Below are 22729 nucleotides of genomic sequence, written 5' to 3' on the forward strand. Positions count from 1 at the left end.
ATCTTCTATTTAATGCACACCACTTGCTTGGTAAACTTCAAATTTATTCTTCGGTACTTGTCCAAAGTGCTATCCAAAACTGCCTTCTGAAAAAAGGCTTTATAATTCTTAAATTTTCTTTCGATGTTAATAGTTCTACCGAAATCGATTTGATAATCGTAATTTCTGTTCGCCATAATTAAGCCACCGCTAGGCAAAACTTGTACACCAATGATATTTTTTTTCAAAAAATCATCCCCGGCAATCATCTTCAAAACTTCAGATAATTTTTCTTTTTTTACTGCTGTAATTTCCCCCGATATCAGTGGAACTCTCGCGGTGTAATTCTCTGATAACGGCATTTTATTTCCCTCATAATCAATATAAAAAGAACCCATTTCGTCAAACACTCTGCCAACCGGCATTTTTTGTTCTACCACTGCTTTTAAAACCCCATCAACACTGACAAAAACATCTGCTTTATGAATTAGCTGATGTTGACCGATAGACTTTTCCAATTTATTCAAATCTAAACCATCTTTATTGATAGTTTTTAGCTCCTGATTTTTTTCTATTAACAATTTATTAACCGTTTCCGGCTTCAAAAAAAGAATGTTTTCGCCTATGAAAACAACCTCTGTTTTCTTTATTTTTCGCATAGCATTTCGGTGCGAAGTGAACGAAAACAGGAAGATTACGACCGAAATCATTAGTACCAATCTGATATTTGTCCAAGTTAAAATCTTCATGATAAAGCCAATTTAATTTTTGGAACTAATTCACCGATGTCTCCGGCGCCGATGGTGACAATTATTTTAGCATTGTTTTCCAAAATTGACGGAATTAAATCACCTTTAGAAACCAATTTTTTATTTGGATTTTCCATTTTGGAAAGCAACCAACTTGAGGTAATTCCTTCCATCGGTAATTCTCTGGCCGGATAAATATCTAACAACAAAATCTCGTCGAACTGGGACAAGCTTTTGGCAAAATCATTCGCAAAATCTTTCGTTCTGCTGAATAAATGCGGTTGGAAAATGGCCAATACTTTTTGGTCAGGATACAATTCACGAACTGCTTGATGCACCGCATTAATTTCTGTCGGATGATGTGCGTAATCATCTATATAAACCAGGTCATTGGTCTTGATTTGATAGGAAAATCTGCGCTGAATTCCTTTAAATGAAGCCAAGGCTTTGGCAATGGACTCGGTTGGGGTACCATAAGTCTTAGACATTGCTAAAGCCATCAAGGCATTCATTAAATTGTGTCTTCCCGGCAAACCGAATTTCAAATCGGTAATTGTTTCCGATGGTGTTTGTACATCAAAAACATAGAACCCGTTTTCAATTCGGATATTGAAAGCTTTGTACGTTGAGTCCTCATCAATTCCAATGGTTAAACCTTCTATAGGCAACCCTTTTGGAACGAATAAATTGTTTCTATCTTCTACTTTATCAGCAAATTCTCGGAACGAATCTTCGATAGCCGTTGCGTCACCATAAATATCCAAATGGTCTGCATCCATTGAAGTTACGCAAGCAATATCGGGATGCAAATGCAGGAATGATCGATCGAATTCATCGGCTTCAACAACTGTTATAGTTTTGCCGTTTCCGATTAAATTGGAATGGTAATTCTCTACAATGCCGCCTAAAAAGGCGGTAACATCTGCTCCGCTTTCGAAAAGGATGTGACCCAAAATACTTGAGGTTGTTGTTTTTCCGTGCGTTCCCGCAACAGCGAAGCAAAACGTGTCTTTAGTGATGATACCCAAAACTTCGGCGCGTTTTTTAACTACATAATCTCTTTCTAAAAAATAGTTCCATTCCGAATGGGTTACCGGTACTGCCGGTGTAATGATTACCAAAGTGTTTTCGGTGTAATAATCTTTTGGAATTAAACCAATATTGTCTTCAAAATGAATGTCCATTCCGCCAGCAATCAACTCGTCGGTCAACATGGTCGGCGTTTTATCGTAACCCGAAACATTTTTACCAATGTTTTGGAAATAACGCGCCAAGGCACTCATTCCGATGCCTCCGATACCGATAAAATAGACGTTATGTATTTGGTTTAGATTCATTTCTTAAAGTGGCAAAGTCACAGAGTGGCAAAGTGACAAAGTTTTTTATTTTATTAATTTTACTATCTGTTCAACTATATCTTTTGTAGCATTTGGCTTAGCCAACTTTTTTATGTTTTGACTTAAAGTAAGCTGCAAATCTTCGTTTGAAATCAAATCAGAAAACGTCGTTTCAAATGTTGTATCCAATTCGCTTTCTTTTAAAAGAATCGCGCCGTTTTTGTCGGCAATTGCTTTGGCGTTTTTGGTTTGATGGTCTTCGGCTACATTGGGTGACGGAATAAAAATGGTTGGTTTTCCCACCAAACACAGCTCGGAAACCGACGATGCTCCAGCGCGAGATATTACAAAATCTGCGGCGGCATAAATCAAATCCATTCTATCAATAAACGCGACTACTTGAACATTTTCTTTTTCATTGAAATGTTGGTATTCGTCGAAATACAATTTGCCACATTGCCAAAAAACCTGAACACCACTTTCTAAAAGAAAATCGAGTTCTTTTGCGATTAATTGATTTATTCTTCTTGCTCCGAGACTTCCTCCGAGAACCAACAAAGTTTTTTTATTGACATCCAATTTAAAATAGGCTTTCCCTTCGGCTGTTTTGGTGGCGACATCCAACAAATCTTGACGCACGGGATTTCCGGTAAAAACGATTTTATCCTTTGGAAAGAATCGTTCCAAATTTTCATAAGCCACACAAATTGCATTGGCTTTTTTACTCAACAGTTTGTTGGTAATTCCCGGATAGGAATTTTGTTCTTGAATGACTGTTGGTATATTCAAACTATTCGCCATTTGCAATAACGGTCCGCTGGCAAAACCTCCGGTTCCGATTACTACATCGGGTTTGAAACTTTTTAATATTTGGCGTGATGTCCACAAACTGCTTACTAATTTTAGTGGAAACATAGCGTTTTGCAATGTCAGTTTTCGCTGCAAACCGGCAATCCACAATCCGTTGATTTTGTAACCGGCTTGGGGTACTTTTTGCATTTCCATTTTGTCTTTGGCACCTACAAAAAGAAATTCCGCTTCAGGGAAACGAGACTTTAACTCATTAGCAATCGCCACTGCCGGATAAATATGTCCGCCAGTTCCGCCGCCGCTTAATATGAATTTTAGTTTACGCATCTTATTTCTTTAAAATTGGCTCCAATGGATTGGCTTTATCTTGGATAGAATAGCTTTCCAACTCGGCTTGTGCCGCTGCTTTTTCGGCTTCCTCTTCTTCTTGCAATTGTTTGTCAATCATTCGTTGTAATGCGTCTTCTCGTTTTTGCTTTTCAGCTAATTCCTCGGCAATTTCTTCTTCTTTTTTGGTCACACTTAAAATAATGCCAAGTGCAATACAAGTCATCCAAATAGAACTTCCACCCGAACTAATCAATGGTAATGTTTGTCCGGTTACGGGTAATAATTCTACTGCCACTGCCATATTAGTCATGGCCTGAAAAATAATTGGGAAGCCTAAACCTATGACGACGAGTTTACCGAAGAGTGAATTCGATTTATGCGCCGCGACAACAAATCGGAACAACAAAAGCAAGTACAAACACAATACTAAAATCCCGCCGAAAAGTCCGTACTCCTCGACAATAATGGCATAAATAAAATCGGATGATGATTGTGGTAAAAAGTTTTTCTGCACACTTTTACCCGGACCTAAACCATACACACCACCTGAAGCAATAGCTATTTTGGCTTTTTCAATTTGGTAATCATCCTCATCGGGTTTGTCGCTGGTGAAATTATCAATACGATTGATCCATGTGTCAACACGATTGGGGAAAGCATCCGGAAAAGCTTTGGCCACCAAAATAAAAAATGTCAATCCAATAATACCGGCACCGACGATGATTCCGATATATTTTAAAGGATATTTCCCGATAAATGCCAACATTAAAACCATTGAAAATATCAATGCTGCCGTGGATAAATTTGCGGGCAGAATTAAGATTACCGTAATAAAAACCGGCGTCCATAAATCCCATAATGAATTTTGAAACGTTATTGGGATTTCTCTGCTTTTAGATAAATATCGGGCTACAAAAACATACAGGACTATCGAGGCCAACGCTGATGTTTGGAACGTAATTCCGATGAACGGAATTTGTATCCAACGGCTGGCATTGGCACCATCAATAATGGTTCCTTTGAGCAAAGTATATATCAATAACACCCAAACGACCGGCAATAACAATCGAGAAATCGTTCGGAAATAATGATAGGGAACTTTGTGAATTTTGTAAAGAATAAAAAATCCAACGAACACTTGCGCACCGTGTTTCAACAAATACGTCAACGCATTTCCGGAACCGTGGCGCATATAGGCCAAATTGCTACTTGCACTAAACACCGGCATAAACGAGAAAAGCGCCAACAAGGCCACGAATGCCCAGATGACTTTATCTCCTTTTAAGCTGTGAATTAGTTCTTTCATAGTGTGGATTTGTCGATTTGTGGATTCGGTTATTTGAAATTCAAATAACCAAATAACCACATAACCAAATTATAAATTCTGTACGGCTACTTTAAACTGGTTTCCTCTGTCTTCGTAGTTTTGGAACAAATCAAAACTGGCACAAGCCGGCGACAATAAAACGGCATCGCCTTTCTCGGCTAAATGCTTGGCTGTGTTTACTGCATCGCGCATGTTGTCTACTTCTACCATCATATCGACTACATCGCTGAAGGCGTCTATGATTTTTTTATTGTCTAAACCAAGACAAATGATTGCTTTTACTTTTTCACGTACTAATGGCATCAACTCGCTGTAATCATTTCCTTTGTCAACACCGCCGACAATCCAAACGGTAGGCACTGTCATACTGTCTAAAGCGAAGAAAGTCGCATTGACATTAGTCGCTTTGCTATCGTTGATGTACTGCACATTTTGAATTTTGAGTACTTTTTCCAAACGGTGTTCTACGCCTTGGAAGTTGGACAAGCTCTCGCGAATGGTTTGCTTTCTGATTTTCATCAATTGGGCGACAGAAGTGGCAGCCATAGCGTTTTTCATGTTGTGTTTTCCTTCCAAAGAAATGTCCGCTGTTTTCATTTCAAATTCCTCGTTGTTGATGATGATGTCCATAGTATTGTTTTTTATAAAGGCTCCGTTTTCAAATGTTTTTAATAATGAAAAAGGAATTAATTGTGCTTTTGTTTTATTGTTTTGTAACCATCCTGAAATCGCTTCGTCATCGGCGTCGTAGATGAAAAAGTCCTCTTCTGTTTGGTTCATTGTTATTCTAAATTTTGACGCTATATAATTTTCATACTTGTATTCATACCGGTCCAAATGATCCGGACTGATGTTTGTAAGGATGGCTATATCTGGCTTGTAATTGATGATGCCGTCTAATTGAAAACTGCTCAATTCCAATACATAGCAATCGTAGTTTTCTTCGGCCACTTGCCAGGCAAAACTCTTTCCAATATTGCCACCCAATCCTACATTCAATCCGCCTTCTTTTAGTAGATGGTAAGTCAACATCGTTGTCGTTGTTTTACCGTTGCTTCCGGTTATTCCAATGGTTTTGGCGTGTGTAAACGGATAAGCAAATTCTATTTCGGATATGACTGGAATTCCTTTTTCCAATAGTTTTTTAATCAATGGCGCTTTCTCAGGAATTCCAGGGCTTTTCATGACTACATCGGCATTGAGGATTAATTCCTCTGTATGCTTTTCGTCTTCCCATTTTATTTCATGCTGATTAAGAACGTCTCTGTATTTATCTTTTATTCTTCCCATATCGGACACAAAAACATTGTATCCTTCCTTCTTTCCTAAAATGGCGGTTCCCACACCACTTTCTCCACCGCCAAGTATTACCAATCTTTGCATTATCTCAATTTTAAAGTCACTATGGAAACGATGGCTAACAGTATGGCAACAATCCAAAAACGGGTTACGATTTTACTTTCGTGATAGCCTTTCTTTTGGTAATGGTGGTGTAATGGTGACATGAGGAAAATGCGCTTTCCTTCACCAAAGCGTTTTTTGGTGTATTTGAAATAGGAAACTTGCATAATCACGGATAAGTTTTCGGCAAAAAAGATGGCGCACAATACCGGTAACAACATTTCTTTACGAACCGAAATCGCCAAAACCGCTATAATTCCGCCAATGGTTAAACTTCCTGTATCGCCCATAAATACCGATGCCGGATAGGAATTGTACCAAAGGAATCCTATTAATGCACCTACGAATGCCGAAATGAAAACCGTCATTTCCCCTGAATTCGGGATGTACATAATGTTTAAATAGCCGGAGAGAATTACGTTCCCTGAAACGAAGGTGAAAATTCCTAATGCGAGTACAGAAATAGCGGAAGTTCCTGCAGCTAATCCATCAATTCCATCGGTTAAATTAGCGCCATTCGAAACCGCAGTAATAATGAAAATTACGATTGGAATAAAAATTAACCATGCCCAGTTTTCATAACCTTCACCTGTCCATTCAATGAATTTGGCATAATCTAACTCATTGTTTTTAGTGAACGGAATGGTTGTAGTAGTTGATTTGTGCTCGATTGGTGTTTGAGAAATTACGTTTTCCGTTTGGTTAACAGTAGTTACTGTTTTCTCTCTAACGGTTACGCCCGGATGAAAATACAATACTGAACCCACTATTAACCCTAAACCAACTTGCCCGATTACTTTAAATATCCCTTTTAAACCTTGTTTGTCTTTTTTGAAGATTTTGATATAATCATCGATGAATCCAATAGTCCCCATCCAAAGTGTGGTTACTATCAGAAGGATGATGTAAATATTATTCAGTTTGGTCAACAAAATCACCGGAATCAATGTCGCAATGATGATGATTAAACCACCCATGGTAGGCGTTCCCGCTTTTTCATTTTGCCCTTGCAATCCCAATTCTCTTACCGTTTCCCCTACTTGTTGGTTTCTCAAAAAGTTGATGATTTTTTTTCCGTAAATGGTGGAAATCATCAATGATAGGATAATAGCTAAAGCCGAACGAAAAGTAATGTACTGGAACACTCCGGTTCCCGGAACATCCATCGTTTTGTCGAGGTATTCAAATAAATAATAGAGCATAGGTTTATTTGTTTAGCTGTTCTAATAGTTCTTTTACAATTTTCATATCATCAAAATCGTGACGAACGCCTTGAATTTCTTGGTACGTCTCGTGTCCTTTTCCGGCAATTAAGATGATATCATTGGGTCCGGCCAATTGACAAGCGGTTTTAATGGCTTGTTTTCTATCTACAATCGACAAAGTTTTTTTGTGATTTTGCGGCTCTACCCCTTTTTCCATATCCGAAATAATATCAATAGGATCTTCGGTTCTCGGATTATCGGAAGTGATGATAACCTGATTGCTCATTGTGGTTGCAATGTTCGCCATGATGGGCCTTTTGGCTTTATCTCTGTCACCACCACAACCGACTACTGTTATCAATTTTTCATTGTTCGTGCGAATATCATTTATCGTGCTCAACACATTTTCCAAAGCATCCGGCGTGTGAGCGTAATCGACAATTGCAGTGATTTTTTGGTTGGAAACGATAAATTGGAAACGACCAGAAACACTTTCTAACTCGGAAAGCAATCGCAACACTTCTAATTTATCCAAACCTAATTCAACCGCTGTTCCGAAAATCGCCAACAAATTATAGGCATTAAAAGTTCCGATTAGCCTAACCCAAACTTCATTTTCATTGATTTTCAGCAACAATCCCGACAATTGGTTTTCTAAGATTTGTGCTTTGTAATCAGCATACGATTTTAGCGCATAGGTCAGTCTTCTGGCTGCTGTATTTTGAAGCATTACCAAACCGTTTTTGTCATCGATATTGGTCAAAGCGAAAGCGGCTTTGGGCAAATGGTCGAAAAATGATTTTTTTACATCTCTGTATTCCGCAAAAGTTGCATGATAATCTAAATGATCGTGCGACAAATTGGTGAATACACCGCCGGCAAAGTGCAAACCTTCCGTACGTTTTTGGTGAATTCCGTGTGAACTTACTTCCATGAAGCAGTATTCAACACCAACCGCGCTCATTTCGGCCAAATAATAATTGATGGTTAACGAATCCGGAGTTGTATGTGTGGCTTTGTATTCGGTATCATCCACCATAATTTTTACGGTAGATAACAGTCCAACTTTATAACCTGCTTTTTTGAATAATTGGAACAAAAGTGAGGCAATAGTAGTTTTACCGTTTGTTCCTGTTATGCCGACTAATTTTAAATTTTGAGACGGATTGCCGTAATAATTGGAAGCCAAAAATGCCAAAGCAGCATTAGTGTCTTTTACTTGAATATAAGTCACGCCTGTAACTATAACTTCAGGCAAAGTATCGCAAACAATAACTGTTGCGCCGAGATTTATCGCTTTTTCTATAAAGTCATGTCCATTGGAAACACTACCGCGAATCGCCACAAAAATGTCATTCTCCTGAACTTTTCTCGAGTCGAATTCGATTTTACCAATAGTCATTTCGGTCGAACCTTTTACGACTTCGATGGCGACTTTATACAATATGTCTTTTAAAATAATCACGATAATTCGAGTATGATGATTTGATTTTTATTCAAAGGTGAACCGGGTTGAATGGATTGTCGTTTTACTTTTCCGAACCCAACTACTTTTACTTTTACTTTCATGTTTTCCAAAAGTGCAACTGCGTCCATACCGCTCATGCCTTTTACATTGGGAATGGTTTTCCCGTCGGCATTTGACTTGTCTTCGTACGCGCTGTATGCCTTCTCCTGTTTGGCTATTTTTTTATTCAGATTTTTAATTTCGTTGGTGGATGGCGCATCGGTAAAAATCTTTTGTGCCACACGTTTGAAAACCGGCCCGGCCACATCGGCACCGTAATAATTATTGCCTGAAGTGTTGGGTTTGTGCACCACAACTATGCAGGAATATTTGGGATTTTCCGCGGGGAAAAAGCCGACGAAAGAAGAGATGTAGTGTTTTTCACTTCCGCCGTTTTTACCATAATTGGCTTGAGCTGTTCCGGTTTTTCCGGCCATGGAAAAGTCTTTAGAATACAATTTAGAGCCCGTTCCTTTTTTGACCACATTCTCTAAAACCGATTTTAATTTTTTAATCGTTTCGTCGGAGCAGATTTTAGGATTGATGACTTCTTTGTTGTATTTTTTGATGGTTTTGTTCCATTCTTTGATTTCGGAAACAAATTGAGGCTTTACCATTTCTCCATTATTGGCTACCGCATTATACAAAGTCAATGTCTGTAAAGGCGTTACAGAAACTCCGTAACCAAAAGCCATCCAGGGTAAGGAAATCGCACTCCAATGTTTATCTCCAGGTTGTGGAATATAAGGTTTGCCTTCGCCTTGAAATGGCAATCCTAATGGTTTGTTTAATCCCATTCTGTCGATTCTCTCAACAAATTCTTTTGGATTATTTTTGTAATTCTCATAAACAGCTTGTACTAAAACCGTGTTGGAAGACACTTCAAAACCTCTTGCCAAAGAAATTTTTCCGTAACCGCCTTCATGAGAATCTCGGACTTTTTTTCCACGATATTCTATAATTCCTCCGCGACTGTCATACACTTTACTGGTGTCTACTTTTCCGTCATCCAATAGGGCAATCATGTCAACTAGCTTGAACGTTGAACCAGGTTCGTGCGATTCAGCTATAGCGTAATTAGTCGTTTCAAAATAAGTAGAATCACTTTCTTTCAGTTTGCCTAAATTGGAAATCGCTCTGATTTTTCCGGTTTTGGTTTCCATTACAATTACACAACCGTGCTCGGCTTTGAACTCCTGCAACTGTTTTAGCAAAGCATGATGGGCGATGTCTTGGATATAAACATCAATGGTGGAAATTACGTCATAACCATCTTGAGGGTCAACTTCATTTTGGTCCCGAATGGGTTTCCACTGTCCTTTAGCGATTTTTTGTTTTAAAACTTTACCGTCTTTACCATTCAAATATTTTCTGAACGACCATTCGATACCTTTTCCGTCCGGTTTCCCTTCCGGAGTAATTCTTTCGTAGCCAATAGTTCTTTCGGCAATTTTCCCTATCGGATGTTCGCGAACGGTTTCTTGTTCGGTTATCATACCACCTTTGTTGGCGCCCAAATTGAACAGGGGAAAACTCTTGATTTTCATGTATTGTGTATAGCTCAAATCTCGAGCAACCAACAAATACCTGTTTTTATTGTTTCTGGCCAAAGTCAACTGAGAATGATAGAAACTACTGGGTTTACCCAACATTTTCGACAGTGAATCCGCCAATGGTCTTACATTTTTGGCAAAGTCTTCTCCTTTGGGTGCCACGGCATCAAATCTTATATTGTAATTGGGAATAGAAGTCGCAAGCAAACTTCCGTCAGCGGAATAAATATTTCCTTTGTTGGCCGGAATCACAAAGTTCTTTACGGTTCTTTCTTTGGCTAATTTTCGGTAATGATCACCTTCAACCCACTGAATTTTAGAGAGTTTAAAAGCAATTGCAAATGCCATCAGAAAAAGACAGAAAGCAACTAAGTAAATTCGGTAAGAGATATGTTTATCTTCTACTGCCATAGTTTTTGGAAGAAAGTTTTTTCTACCGGTTTTTTAATTTTTATTTTTTGAGGCGGAACCGATGAAGGGAAAATATTTCTCTCTTTCATTCTTTCGGAAACGGTCGATTCCATTTTTAATTTCATTAATTCGGAGCGTTTGTCTACAAATTCAGAACGCAATTCTTTTACTTCATTGGTCAATTCGGCAATTCTGAAAATCTTTTGGTCGTATCTATGTTCGTTGGCAATCATCAAAATTGCCAGTAAAATCAGAAATACTATGAATCGCCAGTTTTTAGTGGCGTCTTCATTGACTAAGAATCTGGCTTTTAATATGCCGTAAACGCCTTTTTTCATCGCTTTTCTGCTATTCTTAATTTGGCACTGCGCGCCCTGTTGTTGATTTTAATTTCAGCTTCGTCTGGCACGATTAGTTTACCAACCAACTTAAACGGCACTGAAAAATTCCCAAAGAAATCGCGTTCCGGTTCGCCTTCAAACAGTCCGTTTTTCATAAAGCGTTTTACTAATCTATCTTCTAAAGAGTGATACGAAATCACACTTAGTCTTCCTTCGGGCTTCAATATTTCAAGGGATTGTTCCAAAAATTCTTTAAGGACTTCCATTTCTTGGTTAACCTCAATTCTAATCGCTTGATAGATTTGCGCCAAGATTTTATTTTTAAACTGATCGGGTAAAAATTTGGCCAAAACCGATTTTAACTCATCAGTGGTATTAATGGTTTTCTTTTCTCTGGCTTCGATAATGGTTCTAGCGATGGCCGGAGCAGCTTTCAATTCGCCGTAATCCAAAAACACTCTTTTTAAATTGGCATCATCATATTCATTTATCACTTTGTGCGCATCGAGTTCGTTTCTTTTGCTCATTCTCATATCCAAATCGGCATCAAAGCGTGTAGAAAAACCTCTTTCCGGAACATCAAATTGGTGTGATGAAACGCCTAAATCAGCCAAAATACCATCCACACTTTTCACCCCATGAAACCTCAAAAAACGTTTGATGTATCTGAAATTCTCTTGAATCAATGTAAATCTTTCATCGGGTAAGGCATTAGCCCAAGCATCTTCATCTTGGTCAAACCCAAACAATCTTCCATTAGGCCCTAAGCGACTCAAAATCTCTTTAGAATGACCGCCACCACCAAAAGTCACATCGACATAAATTCCATCCGGTTTGATATTCAAGCCATCGACAGTTTCCTTCAACAAAACCGGATTATGATATTCCATCTCCATCGTCATTTATATTTCCCATTACATCTTCCGCTAAATCAGCAAAGTCGATATCATCGCCTGCAATTGATTTTTCGTATAAATCTTTATCCCAAATCTCCACAATATTCACTGCTGATGAAAGCACAATATCTTTTGAAATATGTCCAAAAGCCACTAAATCTTTCGGAATTAACAATCGACCTAAATCATCTACTTCAACGACTTTCACACCGGCCGTAAAACGACGGATAAAGTCATTGTTTTTCTTCACAAATCGATTGAGTTTGTTGATTTTTTGCATCATCAAATTCCATTCGGTCATCGGATACAATTCTAAACACGGCTGAAACACAGAACGCTTCAAGACGAAGCCATCTTGAAGAGAATTAGCCAGTTGCTTCTTTAGAGCCGAAGGAATCATAAGCCTTCCTTTGGCGTCAACTTTGCATTCATATGTTCCGATTATGGAGTTCAATTGCCGTTTATTTTGGTTATCAGCAAAAATATAAAATATATTACCACAATTTACCACAAAATACCACTTTGTTGATAAGTTTTACCACTTCATTCCCTTTTGGCTTGAAAACCCGACAAATTCTCCATTATCAAAATCTTGATGATTATTTAATGAATTTAGATTTGAGGAGATAAAAAAATATAAAAATCTCATTTTTAGCCTTTTTGTTGCATAAAATTGATTTTATTGACCTTGAAATAGTTGTTTGTTTTTTAAAAAAACACAGACTGATAATTTGAAAAAATGTTGATGAAAATCTTTATTTTAGTAGTAAATATTCCTTTCATAACCGAATTTTTATCTATAAAATCATATATTTGTTGCCGAGGTAAAAAGTCAAAAAAATTACATGGAAGGAAATTTTAAAAAAGAAGGAAGATATTCCTATTTCGAAGCCGGAGAAGGCACACCAATTGTTGTTTTACACGGATTGATGGGCGGATTGAGTAATTTTAATGGTGTAGCCGATTATTTTTCATCTCAAGGGTATAAAGTGGTCATTCCTGAGTTGCCGATTTATACCCAAAATATTCTAAAAACCAATGTTAAGGCTTTCGCCAAATATGTAAAAGACTTTATTACTTTTAAAGGTTTTGATCGCGTCATTTTACTAGGGAATTCCCTCGGCGGGCATATTGCTTTGTACCATTCCAAAATGTATCCTGAAAAAGTTGCCGGACTGGTAATCACAGGGAGTTCAGGGCTTTACGAAAGCGCCATGGGAGATAGTTACCCGAAACGAGGCGATTATGAATACATTAAGAAGAAAGCGGAAGCAGTTTTTTACGATCCAAAAGTTGCCACAAAAGAAATTGTTGACGAAGTTTTTTCGGTAGTGAATGACCGAATAAAAGTGATTAAAACCTTGACGATTGCCAAAAGTGCTATTCGTCACAATATGGCCAAAGATTTACCAAAAATGCATGTGAAAACCTGTATCATTTGGGGCAAAAACGATCAAGTTACCCCACCGGAAGTTGCAGAAGAATTCCATAAATTAATGCCAAACTCAGCATTGTATTGGATTGACAAATGCGGACACGCTGCCATGATGGAACATCCTGACGAGTTCAACCGATTATTGCATGAATGGTTAAAAGAAGTTCATTTATAAACAAAAGTCCTTTTGGGACTTTTTTATTTTAATACAATCCAATGAAAATTACTAGTGCCGAATTTATAATCAGCAATTCCGATGTGAGTAAATGTCCGAAAGACCCATTGCCGGAATATGCTTTTATTGGTCGCTCCAATGTGGGTAAATCATCTTTGATCAACATGTTGACCAATCATAAAAATTTGGCTAAAACCTCAGGAAAACCGGGAAAAACGCAGTTAATCAATCACTTTAAAATCAATTTGAATTGGTTTTTGGTCGATTTACCGGGTTATGGCTATGCTCGTGTTTCTAAGAAAACCAAAGAAGTTTTTCAGGAATTTATCACCGATTATTTTGAAAAAAGAGAGCAATTGGTTTGTGCTTTTGTCTTAATTGACATCCGATTGGAAGCACAGAAAATTGACCTTGAATTTATTACCTATTTAGGTGAAATTGAAGTGCCGTTTTGCATCATTTTTACCAAAGCCGATAAAATTAGTAAAACCAAAATTGATTCGCACATTGCTGCTTACCGCAAAGCGCTTTTGGCTAACAACTGGGAAGAAATGCCCCAACATTTTGTAACCTCAGCATTGGAAAGCACCGGAAGAGACAAAGTGCTCGACTTTATTGACGGCGTGAATGAACAAATGTTTAAAAGTGGAGAATTATAAAAAAAGAGGTCAATTGACCTCTTTTTTTATTTCTTCAATTCCAATTTTTCCGCAAAATAATCACAGAAATCTTTCATTGTATCTGCCATTTTTTCATCGGCTGTTGCGCGTTGAAAAGTGTCAGACATGGCCACTAAAGTTTGGTGAAAAAACAATTTCATCTCATCTACCGGCATGTCTTTGGTCCACAAATCAATACGAAGTGTTTCCTGCGCTTTGCTGTCCCAAATAGAAAGCATCATGGCCTTGGCTTCTTCTTGGTCTACTCCGCCATCTTGTGCTGTCCAAGTCAGTTTTTCAGGGATGCGATTTTCGTCTAATTCAACGTTGAATTTTATTTCGGATTTAACGGTATTACTCATTCTTTTTGGGTTTATATTTTGATTTTTCAAATAATTCTTTGGTGTCCATTTTCAGCATGTCTTGCAAACTGACTTCGTTGTTTTCCATAAACGAACGTACGATTTGCCAACCAATCCATTGACCTACTCTACCAGGTGTTTCGTTATCAATTTCTAGATAGAATTTAGAAAACGGCGCGACATTAATAAAGCGATTCGGCAATTTAGAATCGGAACTGAAAAGCAAGCTCTCTTCTATAAAAAAACGCCACATATAACTTTCGTTCTCCTGACACCAAGTGATTTGTTGGGGCTGATATCCAATTTTTTCCGCATCGGTATGATTGGGCAAAACTAAATCTTTTAGGTAAAGTTCTTTACCGTAATAAATCATTTCTGCTAATAATGTTTTGTCGCTTGGTGGCGGAATTTTTCTGAACGCATAACTAGTCACGATATCCGGCATCATTTGTCGTTCTTCAAAATTTTGTCTAAAATATTCGGGAAAAGTGTAAAACTTGACATCTTTACCGAGATACAACTCCAAGGCAATAATTAATTTGTCATTGGCATAAATGGCTTTGCTGGTATAATCCATTTCACCGATTACAGTATATACTTTGGGCAAAACAGTTTCCGGGAAATAGTACTTTAAATGTTTGAACAAATCCTCAATTTCGTTGGTTTGCTTACCGAAATCTGGATATTTTTTTTTCACTTCAGCATATAAATCACGCCAATCTTTATTTTGCATTTTTTCAATCCAGACTTGATCTTCAATGCCTTCCGGAAAGAAAAAGGGATATTCTGCTTTTAAATTCGGCAAATCTTTGGGTGTTGCTTCAAAAAATGCCTGGTCAAATCTATCGACTTGTAAGGCAACCGGAATTTCCTCGACTGCCTTTTCCACTTTGGTTTTCTTATCACAAGAAACCATTAGAAAAACCAACGTTAGTATTGCAAAATACTTTTTCATTATAGAGAATTTATATGACAAAAATAGGACTGAAAAGTTTGTGATTTTTTACATTTGCAAATATACAGTTCCGTTTCTAAAAACTTTCATAAAAAAATGGCTAAAAAAAGTAAAATTAAAGTAGGGGAAACCAATGACTATATTGTTACATGGTTAAAGGATTACGCTACAAAAGCAAAAGTGAATGGTTTTGTGATTGGTATTTCGGGCGGTGTAGATTCGGCGGTAACCTCAACCTTGTGTGCGCAGACCGGTTTGACCACTTTGTGTGTTGAAATGCCGATTCATCAAGACCCAAGCCAAGTGAGTCGCGGAAGAGAACATATTGAGCAATTGAAAAAGCGCTTTCCAAATGTTCAAAATGCTGAAGCAGATTTGACCGGTGTTTTTGAAACATTTAAGCAAGCCGTTCCCGGTTCCGATAATGAAATCAAATTGCATTTGTCTTTGGCCAATACAAGAGCGAGAATGCGAATGACAACCTTGTATTATTTTGCCGGCATTCATGGTTTGTTAGTCGCCGGAACGGGAAATAAAGTAGAAGATTTTGGCGTTGGTTTTTATACCAAATACGGAGATGGCGGTGTTGATTTAAGTCCGATAGCCGATTTAATGAAAAGTGATGTGTATGCTTTAGGAGCATATTTGGAAATTCCTAAATCGATACAAAATGCGGCTCCGACCGATGGACTGTTTGGCGATTCAAGAACCGATGAAGATCAGTTAGGCGCGAGTTACGATGAACTCGAATGGGCGATGTTAGAAGTCGAAAACAACAAAAAAACTGAGGATTATTCAGGTAGAGAAAGAGAAGTTTTTGAGATTTATAAGAAGTTAAACACAATAAATCAACACAAAATGAACCCAATTCCTGTATGTATTATCCCAAATTTTTTAAAATAATATTTATTTTATTAACATTCGTACGATATAATTTTTTAACTTTACAGTAAATTTCTATTAATTTTTTATCAAATACCACAATTATGATAAATGTATGTATTGCTGATAACTTTCCAGTTGTACACTTTGGAATGAAAGCTTATTTTAAGGATCATCCTGAGATAAGCATAGTATCCAACGTAGGAAATTTTTTTATGGTTCCCGATGCCTTGAGAAACAAAGAAATTGACGTCTTAATCATCGATTTAGAGCTTGAAGGACTTAAAAGTATTTATGAGGTCAAGTCAATCATCAGAAACTTTCCAAAAACTAAAGTTATCGTCTTCAGTAGTCTGTCTGAGCACATTTACGCACCTAATGCTATCAAAGCAGGCTGTGCCGGTTATGTTCACAAGACATCAAAACTTGAAAATTTAGGTATAACCATTGTCAAAGTACACCAAGGACAAATTATACTAAATGAAGAAATCAAGAGAAACCTAGCATTAATTGCGAAACAAAACAAATCAGAGCGGTTGTATCGAAAGCTATCGAACAGAGAAATTGAGGTGTTGCGTTTCCTTAGTGACGGTAAGAAAAACAACGAAATCGCTAAGATTTTGGCGCTTAACGAAAAAACCATTAGTACATACAAACTTCGTTTATTAACGAAGCTCAATGTCACTAACTTGGTTGACCTTGTTAACAAAGCCAAGACCTTGGAAATCGTTTAAAACTAAAAACCCTCGAAATTCGAGGGTTTTTTTATAGATAAGTTGAACGTATTCTGCCTATTTTATTGGTCAAGCTGACCTTTAACTTATTGTAATCGTTAATAGTTGCCATAATTTCTGTTGAATCATTTTCTTCCTCAGCTTTGAAATTATTCATCAAATCCAAGATCAGTTTATTAATCAGATACTCGCGAAGTGAAATAATGGTTTCGGAAACGTACTGACTCACATTTTGGGTCTTTGTTTTCACGTAAATGTGTTTGGTTTCCCAATTGTGCAGCAACTCTTTTTCCTCCGACATTAAAATATCTGTAACCATCTGAGAATGTTCCGGCGACAATTGCATCAAATAATGCTCTATATTGAACTCTTCCGTTTGGTGGTAATAATTGATTAAGTCAGTATAAATTTCCCGAAATATAGGGTTGGCCAACTCTACTTCATCTTCTTGTAAGCTCAGATAGATTCGCTGGAACACTTTAAAGGTGTTTGTTTCCTTTTCTTCTGTCATCTCGCCTTCTTCATTGGCTTTTAGAATATAATCATCAAAATCGGCTTCTAACGATCCATAAAGCAACAACATTTCTAAAATTTTACGTTCTAAATCATAAACAATGTCGATTTTTTCCTGGGATATTTGCGGTTCATTCTTAACCACTTCAAAAGCAGTTTGCTCTTGTTTGAGTTTCTTGCCGGCTTCCGAAATGTCTTTTTGCACTAATTGCGCCAAAGTATTCAGCAAAACTTGCTCAGAAATATCCATAATACGGGCCGTTTCCTGTACGTAGATTTCTCTTTTAATTCGATCCGGAATTTTGGAAATACTCACGACCATATCGCGAATTAAATCGGCTTTCTTGATGGGGTCATTATTGGCTTCATTCATCAAAAGCGAGGCTTTGAATTGAATAAAATCTTTAGCATTATTCTCTAAATAGTTGACCAAATCTTCATACGAATTCTTTCGGGCAAAACTATCGGGATCATCGCCATCAGGAAAAGTACAGACTTTTACGTTCATGCCTTCTTCCAAAATCAAATCGATTCCGCGGACAGAAGCTCTCAATCCTGCGGCATCGCCATCAAAAAGCACTGTGATGTTTTTAGTCAAGCGATTTATTAATCGAATTTGGTCGGGCGTTAAAGCTGTTCCGGATGAAGCTACTACATTTTCAATACCGGCTTGGTGCAACTGAATGACATCGGTATAGCCTTCGACTAAATAACAGTTATTTTGTTTGGCAATGGCTTGTTTGGCATGGAAAATCCCATACAAAACTTTACTCTTATGGTAAATATCACTTTCGGGCGAATTGAGGTATTTGGCGGCTTTTTTATCATTGGTTAAAATCCTACCGCCGAAGCCTAGATTTCTTCCGGACAAACTTTGAATCGGAAACATCACTCTGCCTTTGAAACGGTCAAAATGCTTTCCGTCTTCACGTGTGATGGTCAATCCGACTTTTTCTAAAAATTCTAATTGATACCCTTTCCCCAAAGCTTCTTTGGTAAACGCATCCCATGATTCAGGGGAATAACCCAAACCAAATTTGGCAATCGTTTCATTGGTAAAACCTCTTTCTTTAAAATAAGATAGTCCAATGGCTTTACCTTCCTCGGTATTTAAAAGTGTTTCGTGAAAGTAACTTTTGGCGAACTCAGACACCAAATACATGCTTTCTTTTTCATTGGCTTCAATTTTGTCTTCTTGAGAAACTTCGGTTTCTTCAATTTCGATGTTGTATTTGTTGGCCAAATAACGTATTGCTTCCGGATACGTAAAATGCTCGTGTTCCATCAAGAAAGTCACAACACTTCCACCTTTTCCCGAGCTAAAATCCTTCCAGATTTGCTTTACCGGTGACACCATAAATGAAGGCGAACGCTCATCCGAAAACGGACTTAAGCCCTTGAAGTTACTTCCGGCTCGTTTGAGCTGAACGAAATCACCGATGACTTCTTCCACACGTGCGGTTTCAAATACTTTATCTATGGTTTCGCGAGTAATCAAAGTTGATTATTAGATTGTTAGATTGTTAGAAATCTTGAAAAAATCAAAGAGGGTAAATTTACACATTCAGAATGTAAAATTTAAAATAAAAAATAAAAAAAGATGTTCCATTGCTGAAACATCTTTTCGAAGTATAAACTAACCTAATAAATTTTCTAATTGAAGTCGAAACGAACACCAAGCGATATGTTATTTTGCTTGATAGCATTGTCTTTGAACAATGGATTCAAGTCGTATTTTAAATAAAGACTTGTTTCACCGTAACCGATGTAAGTACTCACACCGTAGATAAAATCATTGGCATTAAAATCACCTTTTTCTTTAACAGAAATATCATTTCCGTTTAATTCATAACACAATTTTTGTTTAGATTTTACTCTAGCTCCGGCATAACCACCGATTCCGAAACGAACGCTCTCATGAGTCCTGAAAATTTTCTTTCCGTCTTTGTCTTTTGATTTTGTAAAATCAAACTCCAAGTGAAGAGGCACCGTTAGGTATACATTTCTAAAGCGCGAATCTTTTAAATTAACCGAACTGGTTTCCAAATTGGTTTGATTCCCATTCACTACAAACAAACGATTGTCTGTTGGGCGAAGGTTATTGTACATTAATGACATTCCGTATTTCAAGTGTAACAAATTGTCATTTTTGAACAATCTGGTGTTTGAAGTAAAGCCCCATTCATAGAAATGTGAACCCCAATATCGGTAATCAGAGTGAGCGACTGCTTTATCGGTTACCAAATTGTTTACCCCGGCAGCGAACACAAACTGTGACGTAGTTCTTCTTTCGCCTCTGCTCTTTCTGATGGAATCATTCTTACTCCAACTCCACTTCACTGTAAGTTGTTCTTTCCCATCTTTAATTTTTCCGGCTACTTTTTGGTTTACCAACTCTTTTAACTCTTCCTGAGCTTCACCTACTCGGGTTTCGATGTTTTTGGAACGGATTTCGGCAAACTTCAATTTCTTCTCGTCGGCTTGCTCTTTGGTGATTGTTCCCGACTCTAATTCTTTGTTTACCGATTCGATTTCCGCTTTTAAAGCTGCTTTTTCTTGTTTCGTAATCGCCTCAATTTTATTGGCAATAAGCTTGACTCTTAATTCGAAAGTAGTTTCCAACGCCTCTACTTTTACGGTTTCCTGAGCGACTGCTTTGGTTACTATACAACTCAGTAATAATGAGGCATAAATAATAAAATTCTTCATGATGATTGTGATTTAAAATTTGATTAATGATTATTCTTCTGTATTTCGGTTGGCCAAGGCCACCTTAATTTCTTTGTAATTTTTATTTACCTTATTGAACACTCTTTCTCTAAAGGAATATTCCACTTCGCCATCAACTTGAGAAAGTAAGCTTTTGGGATCCACTTTTAAAGTCGACTTCTGACTGGCTTTTTCTTTGGCGGATTTGTCTAAATCGGCTAACAAACTTTCGTCTGACTTTACACTGATGGGTTTTCTAATGACAATTTCCTTTGGCTCCATTACTTTTGGCAAGCTTTTTTGGGCTACATCAGACGAGTATTGGAATTCAATTGGTTTGTCTTTGATGATTTGATTTTGATTGTTGGTTGATTGATTATTGATTGAAACTCCTTGATTGTTGGTTGGCAGTTGGCGGTTTTTGTTTGCTGGCTGAACCTCCGAAGTGGCGATTGCTTCGTTCTGTTTCTGTATTTCTACGATTGGCGCTTGAATGTCATTGCTTTTGTTTTGAGTTGTGTCGATTTTAGTTTCTGTTCCAACTACAGTATTAATGGTATTAATTTCTGTACCATTTTGATTGAACAAAAACAAACCAAGTGTTACGAATACCAAAATGCTGGCAGCAATAAACAAAAAGCCAAAAGGTTTTCTTGTTTTTTTTTCTTCAGACACTGAAAGCATGGCATCCAATCGGTCCCAAGCTTGAGCTGACGGTTGAATTTCTCTGGCATTCAACTTTTCTCTGAACTGTTTGTCTATTTTATTCGGTTCCATTTTCATAATTTTTTAATTTCTTAACATTCTCCTGCAACATTTTTCGAGCATGTGATAATTGTGACTTCGAAGTACCTTCGCTGATGCCTAACATGGCCGCAATTTCATTGTGTTTGAATCCTTCTATCGCATATAAGTTGAAAATCATTTTATAGCCGTCGGGTAAACTGTCAATCAAGAACTGTATGTCTTCCACCGAAAACTGACTTTCAATATTATTGTGTCTTTCTTCGAAATACGTTTCGTCTTCAATAAACTTTACTTTTTTCTGCACTCTTATAAACGAAATACATTCGTTAATCATTACGCGACGAATCCAACCTTCAAAACTGCCTTTGTGTTCAAAATTCTTAAGATTGGTGAAGACTTTCATAAAAGCCGTAATCATAATGTCTTCTGCTTGGTGTATATCTTTAATATACTGACGGCAAACACTCAGCATTTTCGGAGCGTATTTGGAATAAATCTGATGCTGTGCGTGGCGATTGTTTTCGACAGCCAGTTCGATTAATTCTTTTTCCTCTTGATGTAAGTTGATTACTTTCAAAACGCTTGGTTAGTTTGTTCTATTAGCATAGACGAGAGTCATCGAAAAATGGTTGCATGATGATTTGAAAAAAAATAAATTTTAAAATAAAAATGTTGCGAATCTCAGTAAAATCAATGCTTTGCGGCGGAAAATATTTTTTAAAAAAATTACTTTTTCCTTTCGATAACGTAATTTACCATAAGCGAAAGCGCGTCTCTATAGTTAGATTGGGGGAAATTTTCAAGGATTTGAAGCGCTTCTTCTTGGAATTGCACCATTTTTTGTTCGGCATACTGCAAGCCGTTTTTGTCTTTTACAAATTGGATGACTTCCTTAACGCGCTTTTTGTCTTTGTTATAGTTTTTAATCGAATTGATGCACCAGCTTTTTTCTTTTTCGGAACAATTGTTCAGGGCATGAATTAGCGGCAAAGTCATTTTTTGTTCTTTAATATCGATCCCGGTTGGTTTGCCGATAGCGTCATCGGTATAATCGAACAAGTCGTCTTTGATTTGGAAAGCCATTCCTATGAGCTCACCAAATTTACGCATGGCTTCAACTTGAACCTCATCTTCTGAAACCGATTTGGCACCGAGCGCGCAACAAGACGCAATTAAAGTTGCCGTTTTTTTTCGAATGATTTCATAGTAAACATCTTCTACGATATCTAATCTTCGGGCTTTTTCTATTTGGAGTAATTCGCCTTCACTCATTTCACGTACTGCTACAGAAATTATTCGAAGCAAATCAAAATCGCCGTGGTCAATAGATAGCAATAATCCTTTAGATAATAAATAATCACCTACTAAAACCGCGATTTTGTTTTTCCACAAAGCATTGATGGAGAAAAATCCGCGTCGACGATTGCTGTCATCTACCACGTCATCATGAACCAAAGTTGCCGTGTGAATCAATTCGATTACTGAAGCTCCGCGATAAGTTCTTTCATTGACTTCGCCTTTTTCAGAAAGCATTTTGGCCACCAGAAAAACAAACATGGGCCGCATTTGCTTCCCTTTTCGGTTGACAATATAATAGGTGATTCTGTTTAAAAGCGCTACCTTAGAAGTCATTGATTCGTAGAACTTTTTCTCGAAAAGTTCCATTTCTTCTTGGATAGGCTTTTTTATTTGCGAAGTAATATTCATTAAAA

22 protein-coding genes are annotated in these 22729 nt (G+C 37.4%); 4 read left to right on the plus strand and 18 right to left on the minus strand.

Annotated features, from left to right (window positions below):
* Nucleotides 1–5: 5 nt before the first annotated feature.
* From HA632_RS03705 to mraZ, 11 genes are all read right to left on the minus strand, one after another.
* Nucleotides 6–728 (minus strand): cell division protein FtsQ/DivIB, encoded by a 723-nt coding sequence (locus HA632_RS03705; protein WP_176305865.1) that lies wholly within the window; start codon nucleotides 726–728, stop codon nucleotides 6–8.
* Nucleotides 725–2065: a UDP-N-acetylmuramate--L-alanine ligase gene (gene murC, locus HA632_RS03710; protein ID WP_176305866.1), complete on the minus strand. Its 1341-nt coding sequence runs from the start codon at nucleotides 2063–2065 to the stop codon at nucleotides 725–727. Before murC ends, HA632_RS03705 begins: the two co-directional genes overlap by 4 nt.
* 45 nt (nucleotides 2066–2110) lie before the next feature.
* Complete coding sequence (gene murG / locus HA632_RS03715) at nucleotides 2111–3202, minus strand: undecaprenyldiphospho-muramoylpentapeptide beta-N-acetylglucosaminyltransferase (protein WP_176305867.1); 1092 nt, start codon at nucleotides 3200–3202, stop codon at nucleotides 2111–2113.
* 1 nt (nucleotide 3203) lies between these two features.
* Nucleotides 3204–4511: an FtsW/RodA/SpoVE family cell cycle protein gene (locus HA632_RS03720; RefSeq protein ID WP_176305868.1), complete on the minus strand. Its 1308-nt coding sequence runs from the start codon at nucleotides 4509–4511 to the stop codon at nucleotides 3204–3206.
* 69 nt (nucleotides 4512–4580) lie between these two features.
* Complete coding sequence (gene murD / locus HA632_RS03725) at nucleotides 4581–5915, minus strand: UDP-N-acetylmuramoyl-L-alanine--D-glutamate ligase (protein ID WP_176305869.1); 1335 nt, start codon at nucleotides 5913–5915, stop codon at nucleotides 4581–4583.
* Nucleotides 5915–7135, minus strand: a complete 1221-nt coding sequence (gene mraY, locus HA632_RS03730; protein ID WP_176305870.1) for a phospho-N-acetylmuramoyl-pentapeptide-transferase — start codon at nucleotides 7133–7135, stop codon at nucleotides 5915–5917. Before mraY ends, murD begins: the two co-directional genes overlap by 1 nt.
* Before the next feature lie 4 nt (nucleotides 7136–7139).
* A complete protein-coding gene (locus HA632_RS03735) occupies nucleotides 7140–8603 on the minus strand; it encodes a UDP-N-acetylmuramoyl-L-alanyl-D-glutamate--2,6-diaminopimelate ligase (RefSeq protein ID WP_176305871.1) in 1464 nt (487 codons plus the stop codon).
* Nucleotides 8600–10609 carry a penicillin-binding protein gene (locus HA632_RS03740; protein ID WP_176305872.1) on the minus strand — a complete coding sequence of 670 codons (2010 nt, stop codon included), beginning with the start codon at nucleotides 10607–10609 and terminating at the stop codon, nucleotides 8600–8602. Before HA632_RS03740 ends, HA632_RS03735 begins: the two co-directional genes overlap by 4 nt.
* A complete protein-coding gene (locus tag HA632_RS03745; RefSeq protein ID WP_176305873.1) occupies nucleotides 10600–10947 on the minus strand; it encodes an FtsL-like putative cell division protein in 348 nt (115 codons plus the stop codon). The genes HA632_RS03740 and HA632_RS03745 overlap by 10 nt, the downstream gene beginning before the upstream one ends.
* Entirely contained in the window at nucleotides 10944–11852 is a 909-nt protein-coding gene (rsmH, locus tag HA632_RS03750; RefSeq protein WP_176305874.1) for a 16S rRNA (cytosine(1402)-N(4))-methyltransferase RsmH, read from the minus strand. Before rsmH ends, HA632_RS03745 begins: the two co-directional genes overlap by 4 nt.
* Complete coding sequence (gene mraZ / locus HA632_RS03755; RefSeq protein WP_176305875.1) at nucleotides 11827–12300, minus strand: division/cell wall cluster transcriptional repressor MraZ; 474 nt, start codon at nucleotides 12298–12300, stop codon at nucleotides 11827–11829. The genes rsmH and mraZ overlap by 26 nt, the downstream gene beginning before the upstream one ends.
* 391 nt (nucleotides 12301–12691) lie before the next feature.
* Between mraZ and HA632_RS03760 the strand changes: the two genes are divergently transcribed.
* Together HA632_RS03760 and yihA are read left to right on the plus strand one after the other, a co-directional pair.
* Nucleotides 12692–13456, plus strand: a complete 765-nt coding sequence (locus tag HA632_RS03760; RefSeq protein WP_176305876.1) for an alpha/beta fold hydrolase — start codon at nucleotides 12692–12694, stop codon at nucleotides 13454–13456.
* Between the two features lie 41 nt (nucleotides 13457–13497).
* Nucleotides 13498–14115: a ribosome biogenesis GTP-binding protein YihA/YsxC gene (gene yihA, locus HA632_RS03765; protein ID WP_176305877.1), complete on the plus strand. Its 618-nt coding sequence runs from the start codon at nucleotides 13498–13500 to the stop codon at nucleotides 14113–14115.
* Nucleotides 14116–14141: 26 nt separating this feature from the next.
* Here the strand turns inward: yihA and gldC are convergent, their stop codons facing one another.
* The gene (gene gldC, locus HA632_RS03770) at nucleotides 14142–14477 is read right to left on the minus strand and encodes a gliding motility protein GldC (protein ID WP_176305878.1); all 336 of its coding nucleotides are present in this window, start codon (nucleotides 14475–14477) and stop codon (nucleotides 14142–14144) included.
* On the minus strand, nucleotides 14470–15432 hold the full coding sequence (gene gldB / locus HA632_RS03775) for a gliding motility lipoprotein GldB (RefSeq protein WP_176305879.1): 963 nt from the start codon (nucleotides 15430–15432) through the stop codon (nucleotides 14470–14472). Before gldB ends, gldC begins: the two co-directional genes overlap by 8 nt.
* A gap of 96 nt (nucleotides 15433–15528) precedes the next feature.
* Between gldB and nadE the strand changes: the two genes are divergently transcribed.
* Nucleotides 15529–16335 (plus strand): NAD(+) synthase, encoded by an 807-nt coding sequence (nadE, locus tag HA632_RS03780; protein ID WP_176305880.1) that lies wholly within the window; start codon nucleotides 15529–15531, stop codon nucleotides 16333–16335.
* Nucleotides 16336–16418: 83 nt separating this feature from the next.
* Entirely contained in the window at nucleotides 16419–17048 is a 630-nt protein-coding gene (locus HA632_RS03785; RefSeq protein WP_171222091.1) for a response regulator transcription factor, read from the plus strand.
* Nucleotides 17049–17079: 31 nt separating this feature from the next.
* Here the strand turns inward: HA632_RS03785 and dnaG are convergent, their stop codons facing one another.
* The 5 genes from dnaG to HA632_RS03810 form a co-directional block, all read right to left on the minus strand.
* A complete protein-coding gene (gene dnaG, locus HA632_RS03790) occupies nucleotides 17080–19059 on the minus strand; it encodes a DNA primase (protein ID WP_176305881.1) in 1980 nt (659 codons plus the stop codon).
* 155 nt (nucleotides 19060–19214) lie between these two features.
* Entirely contained in the window at nucleotides 19215–20270 is a 1056-nt protein-coding gene (locus HA632_RS03795) for a hypothetical protein (protein WP_176305882.1), read from the minus strand.
* 30 nt (nucleotides 20271–20300) lie between these two features.
* Complete coding sequence (locus tag HA632_RS03800; RefSeq protein WP_176305883.1) at nucleotides 20301–21047, minus strand: hypothetical protein; 747 nt, start codon at nucleotides 21045–21047, stop codon at nucleotides 20301–20303.
* Complete coding sequence (locus tag HA632_RS03805) at nucleotides 21034–21594, minus strand: RNA polymerase sigma factor (RefSeq protein ID WP_176305884.1); 561 nt, start codon at nucleotides 21592–21594, stop codon at nucleotides 21034–21036. Before HA632_RS03805 ends, HA632_RS03800 begins: the two co-directional genes overlap by 14 nt.
* A gap of 149 nt (nucleotides 21595–21743) precedes the next feature.
* Nucleotides 21744–22724: a polyprenyl synthetase family protein gene (locus HA632_RS03810; protein ID WP_176305885.1), complete on the minus strand. Its 981-nt coding sequence runs from the start codon at nucleotides 22722–22724 to the stop codon at nucleotides 21744–21746.
* Nucleotides 22725–22729: the final 5 nt, after the last annotated feature.

This window comes from Flavobacterium sp. J49 (genome assembly GCF_011742145.1).
Classification (GTDB): domain Bacteria; phylum Bacteroidota; class Bacteroidia; order Flavobacteriales; family Flavobacteriaceae; genus Flavobacterium.

What these genes read in the sequence shown, in the direction of transcription:
- HA632_RS03705 (WP_176305865.1), bottom strand. Translation starts at nt 728, where the DNA reads ATGAAGATTTTAACTTGGACAAATATCAGATTGGTACTAATGATTTCG.
- murC (WP_176305866.1), bottom strand. Translation starts at nt 2,065, where the DNA reads ATGAATCTAAACCAAATACATAACGTCTATTTTATCGGTATCGGAGGC.
- murG (WP_176305867.1), bottom strand. Translation starts at nt 3,202, where the DNA reads ATGCGTAAACTAAAATTCATATTAAGCGGCGGCGGAACTGGCGGACAT.
- HA632_RS03720 (WP_176305868.1), bottom strand. Translation starts at nt 4,511, where the DNA reads ATGAAAGAACTAATTCACAGCTTAAAAGGAGATAAAGTCATCTGGGCA.
- murD (WP_176305869.1), bottom strand. Translation starts at nt 5,915, where the DNA reads ATGCAAAGATTGGTAATACTTGGCGGTGGAGAAAGTGGTGTGGGAACC.
- mraY (WP_176305870.1), bottom strand. Translation starts at nt 7,135, where the DNA reads ATGCTCTATTATTTATTTGAATACCTCGACAAAACGATGGATGTTCCG.
- HA632_RS03740 (WP_176305872.1), bottom strand. Translation starts at nt 10,609, where the DNA reads ATGGCAGTAGAAGATAAACATATCTCTTACCGAATTTACTTAGTTGCT.
- HA632_RS03745 (WP_176305873.1), bottom strand. Translation starts at nt 10,947, where the DNA reads ATGAAAAAAGGCGTTTACGGCATATTAAAAGCCAGATTCTTAGTCAAT.
- rsmH (WP_176305874.1), bottom strand. Translation starts at nt 11,852, where the DNA reads ATGACGATGGAGATGGAATATCATAATCCGGTTTTGTTGAAGGAAACT.
- HA632_RS03760 (WP_176305876.1), top strand. Translation starts at nt 12,692, where the DNA reads ATGGAAGGAAATTTTAAAAAAGAAGGAAGATATTCCTATTTCGAAGCC.
- yihA (WP_176305877.1), top strand. Translation starts at nt 13,498, where the DNA reads ATGAAAATTACTAGTGCCGAATTTATAATCAGCAATTCCGATGTGAGT.
- gldC (WP_176305878.1), bottom strand. Translation starts at nt 14,477, where the DNA reads ATGAGTAATACCGTTAAATCCGAAATAAAATTCAACGTTGAATTAGAC.
- gldB (WP_176305879.1), bottom strand. Translation starts at nt 15,432, where the DNA reads ATGAAAAAGTATTTTGCAATACTAACGTTGGTTTTTCTAATGGTTTCT.
- nadE (WP_176305880.1), top strand. Translation starts at nt 15,529, where the DNA reads ATGGCTAAAAAAAGTAAAATTAAAGTAGGGGAAACCAATGACTATATT.
- HA632_RS03785 (WP_171222091.1), top strand. Translation starts at nt 16,419, where the DNA reads ATGATAAATGTATGTATTGCTGATAACTTTCCAGTTGTACACTTTGGA.
- HA632_RS03795 (WP_176305882.1), bottom strand. Translation starts at nt 20,270, where the DNA reads ATGAAGAATTTTATTATTTATGCCTCATTATTACTGAGTTGTATAGTA.
- HA632_RS03800 (WP_176305883.1), bottom strand. Translation starts at nt 21,047, where the DNA reads ATGGAACCGAATAAAATAGACAAACAGTTCAGAGAAAAGTTGAATGCC.
- HA632_RS03810 (WP_176305885.1), bottom strand. Translation starts at nt 22,724, where the DNA reads ATGAATATTACTTCGCAAATAAAAAAGCCTATCCAAGAAGAAATGGAA.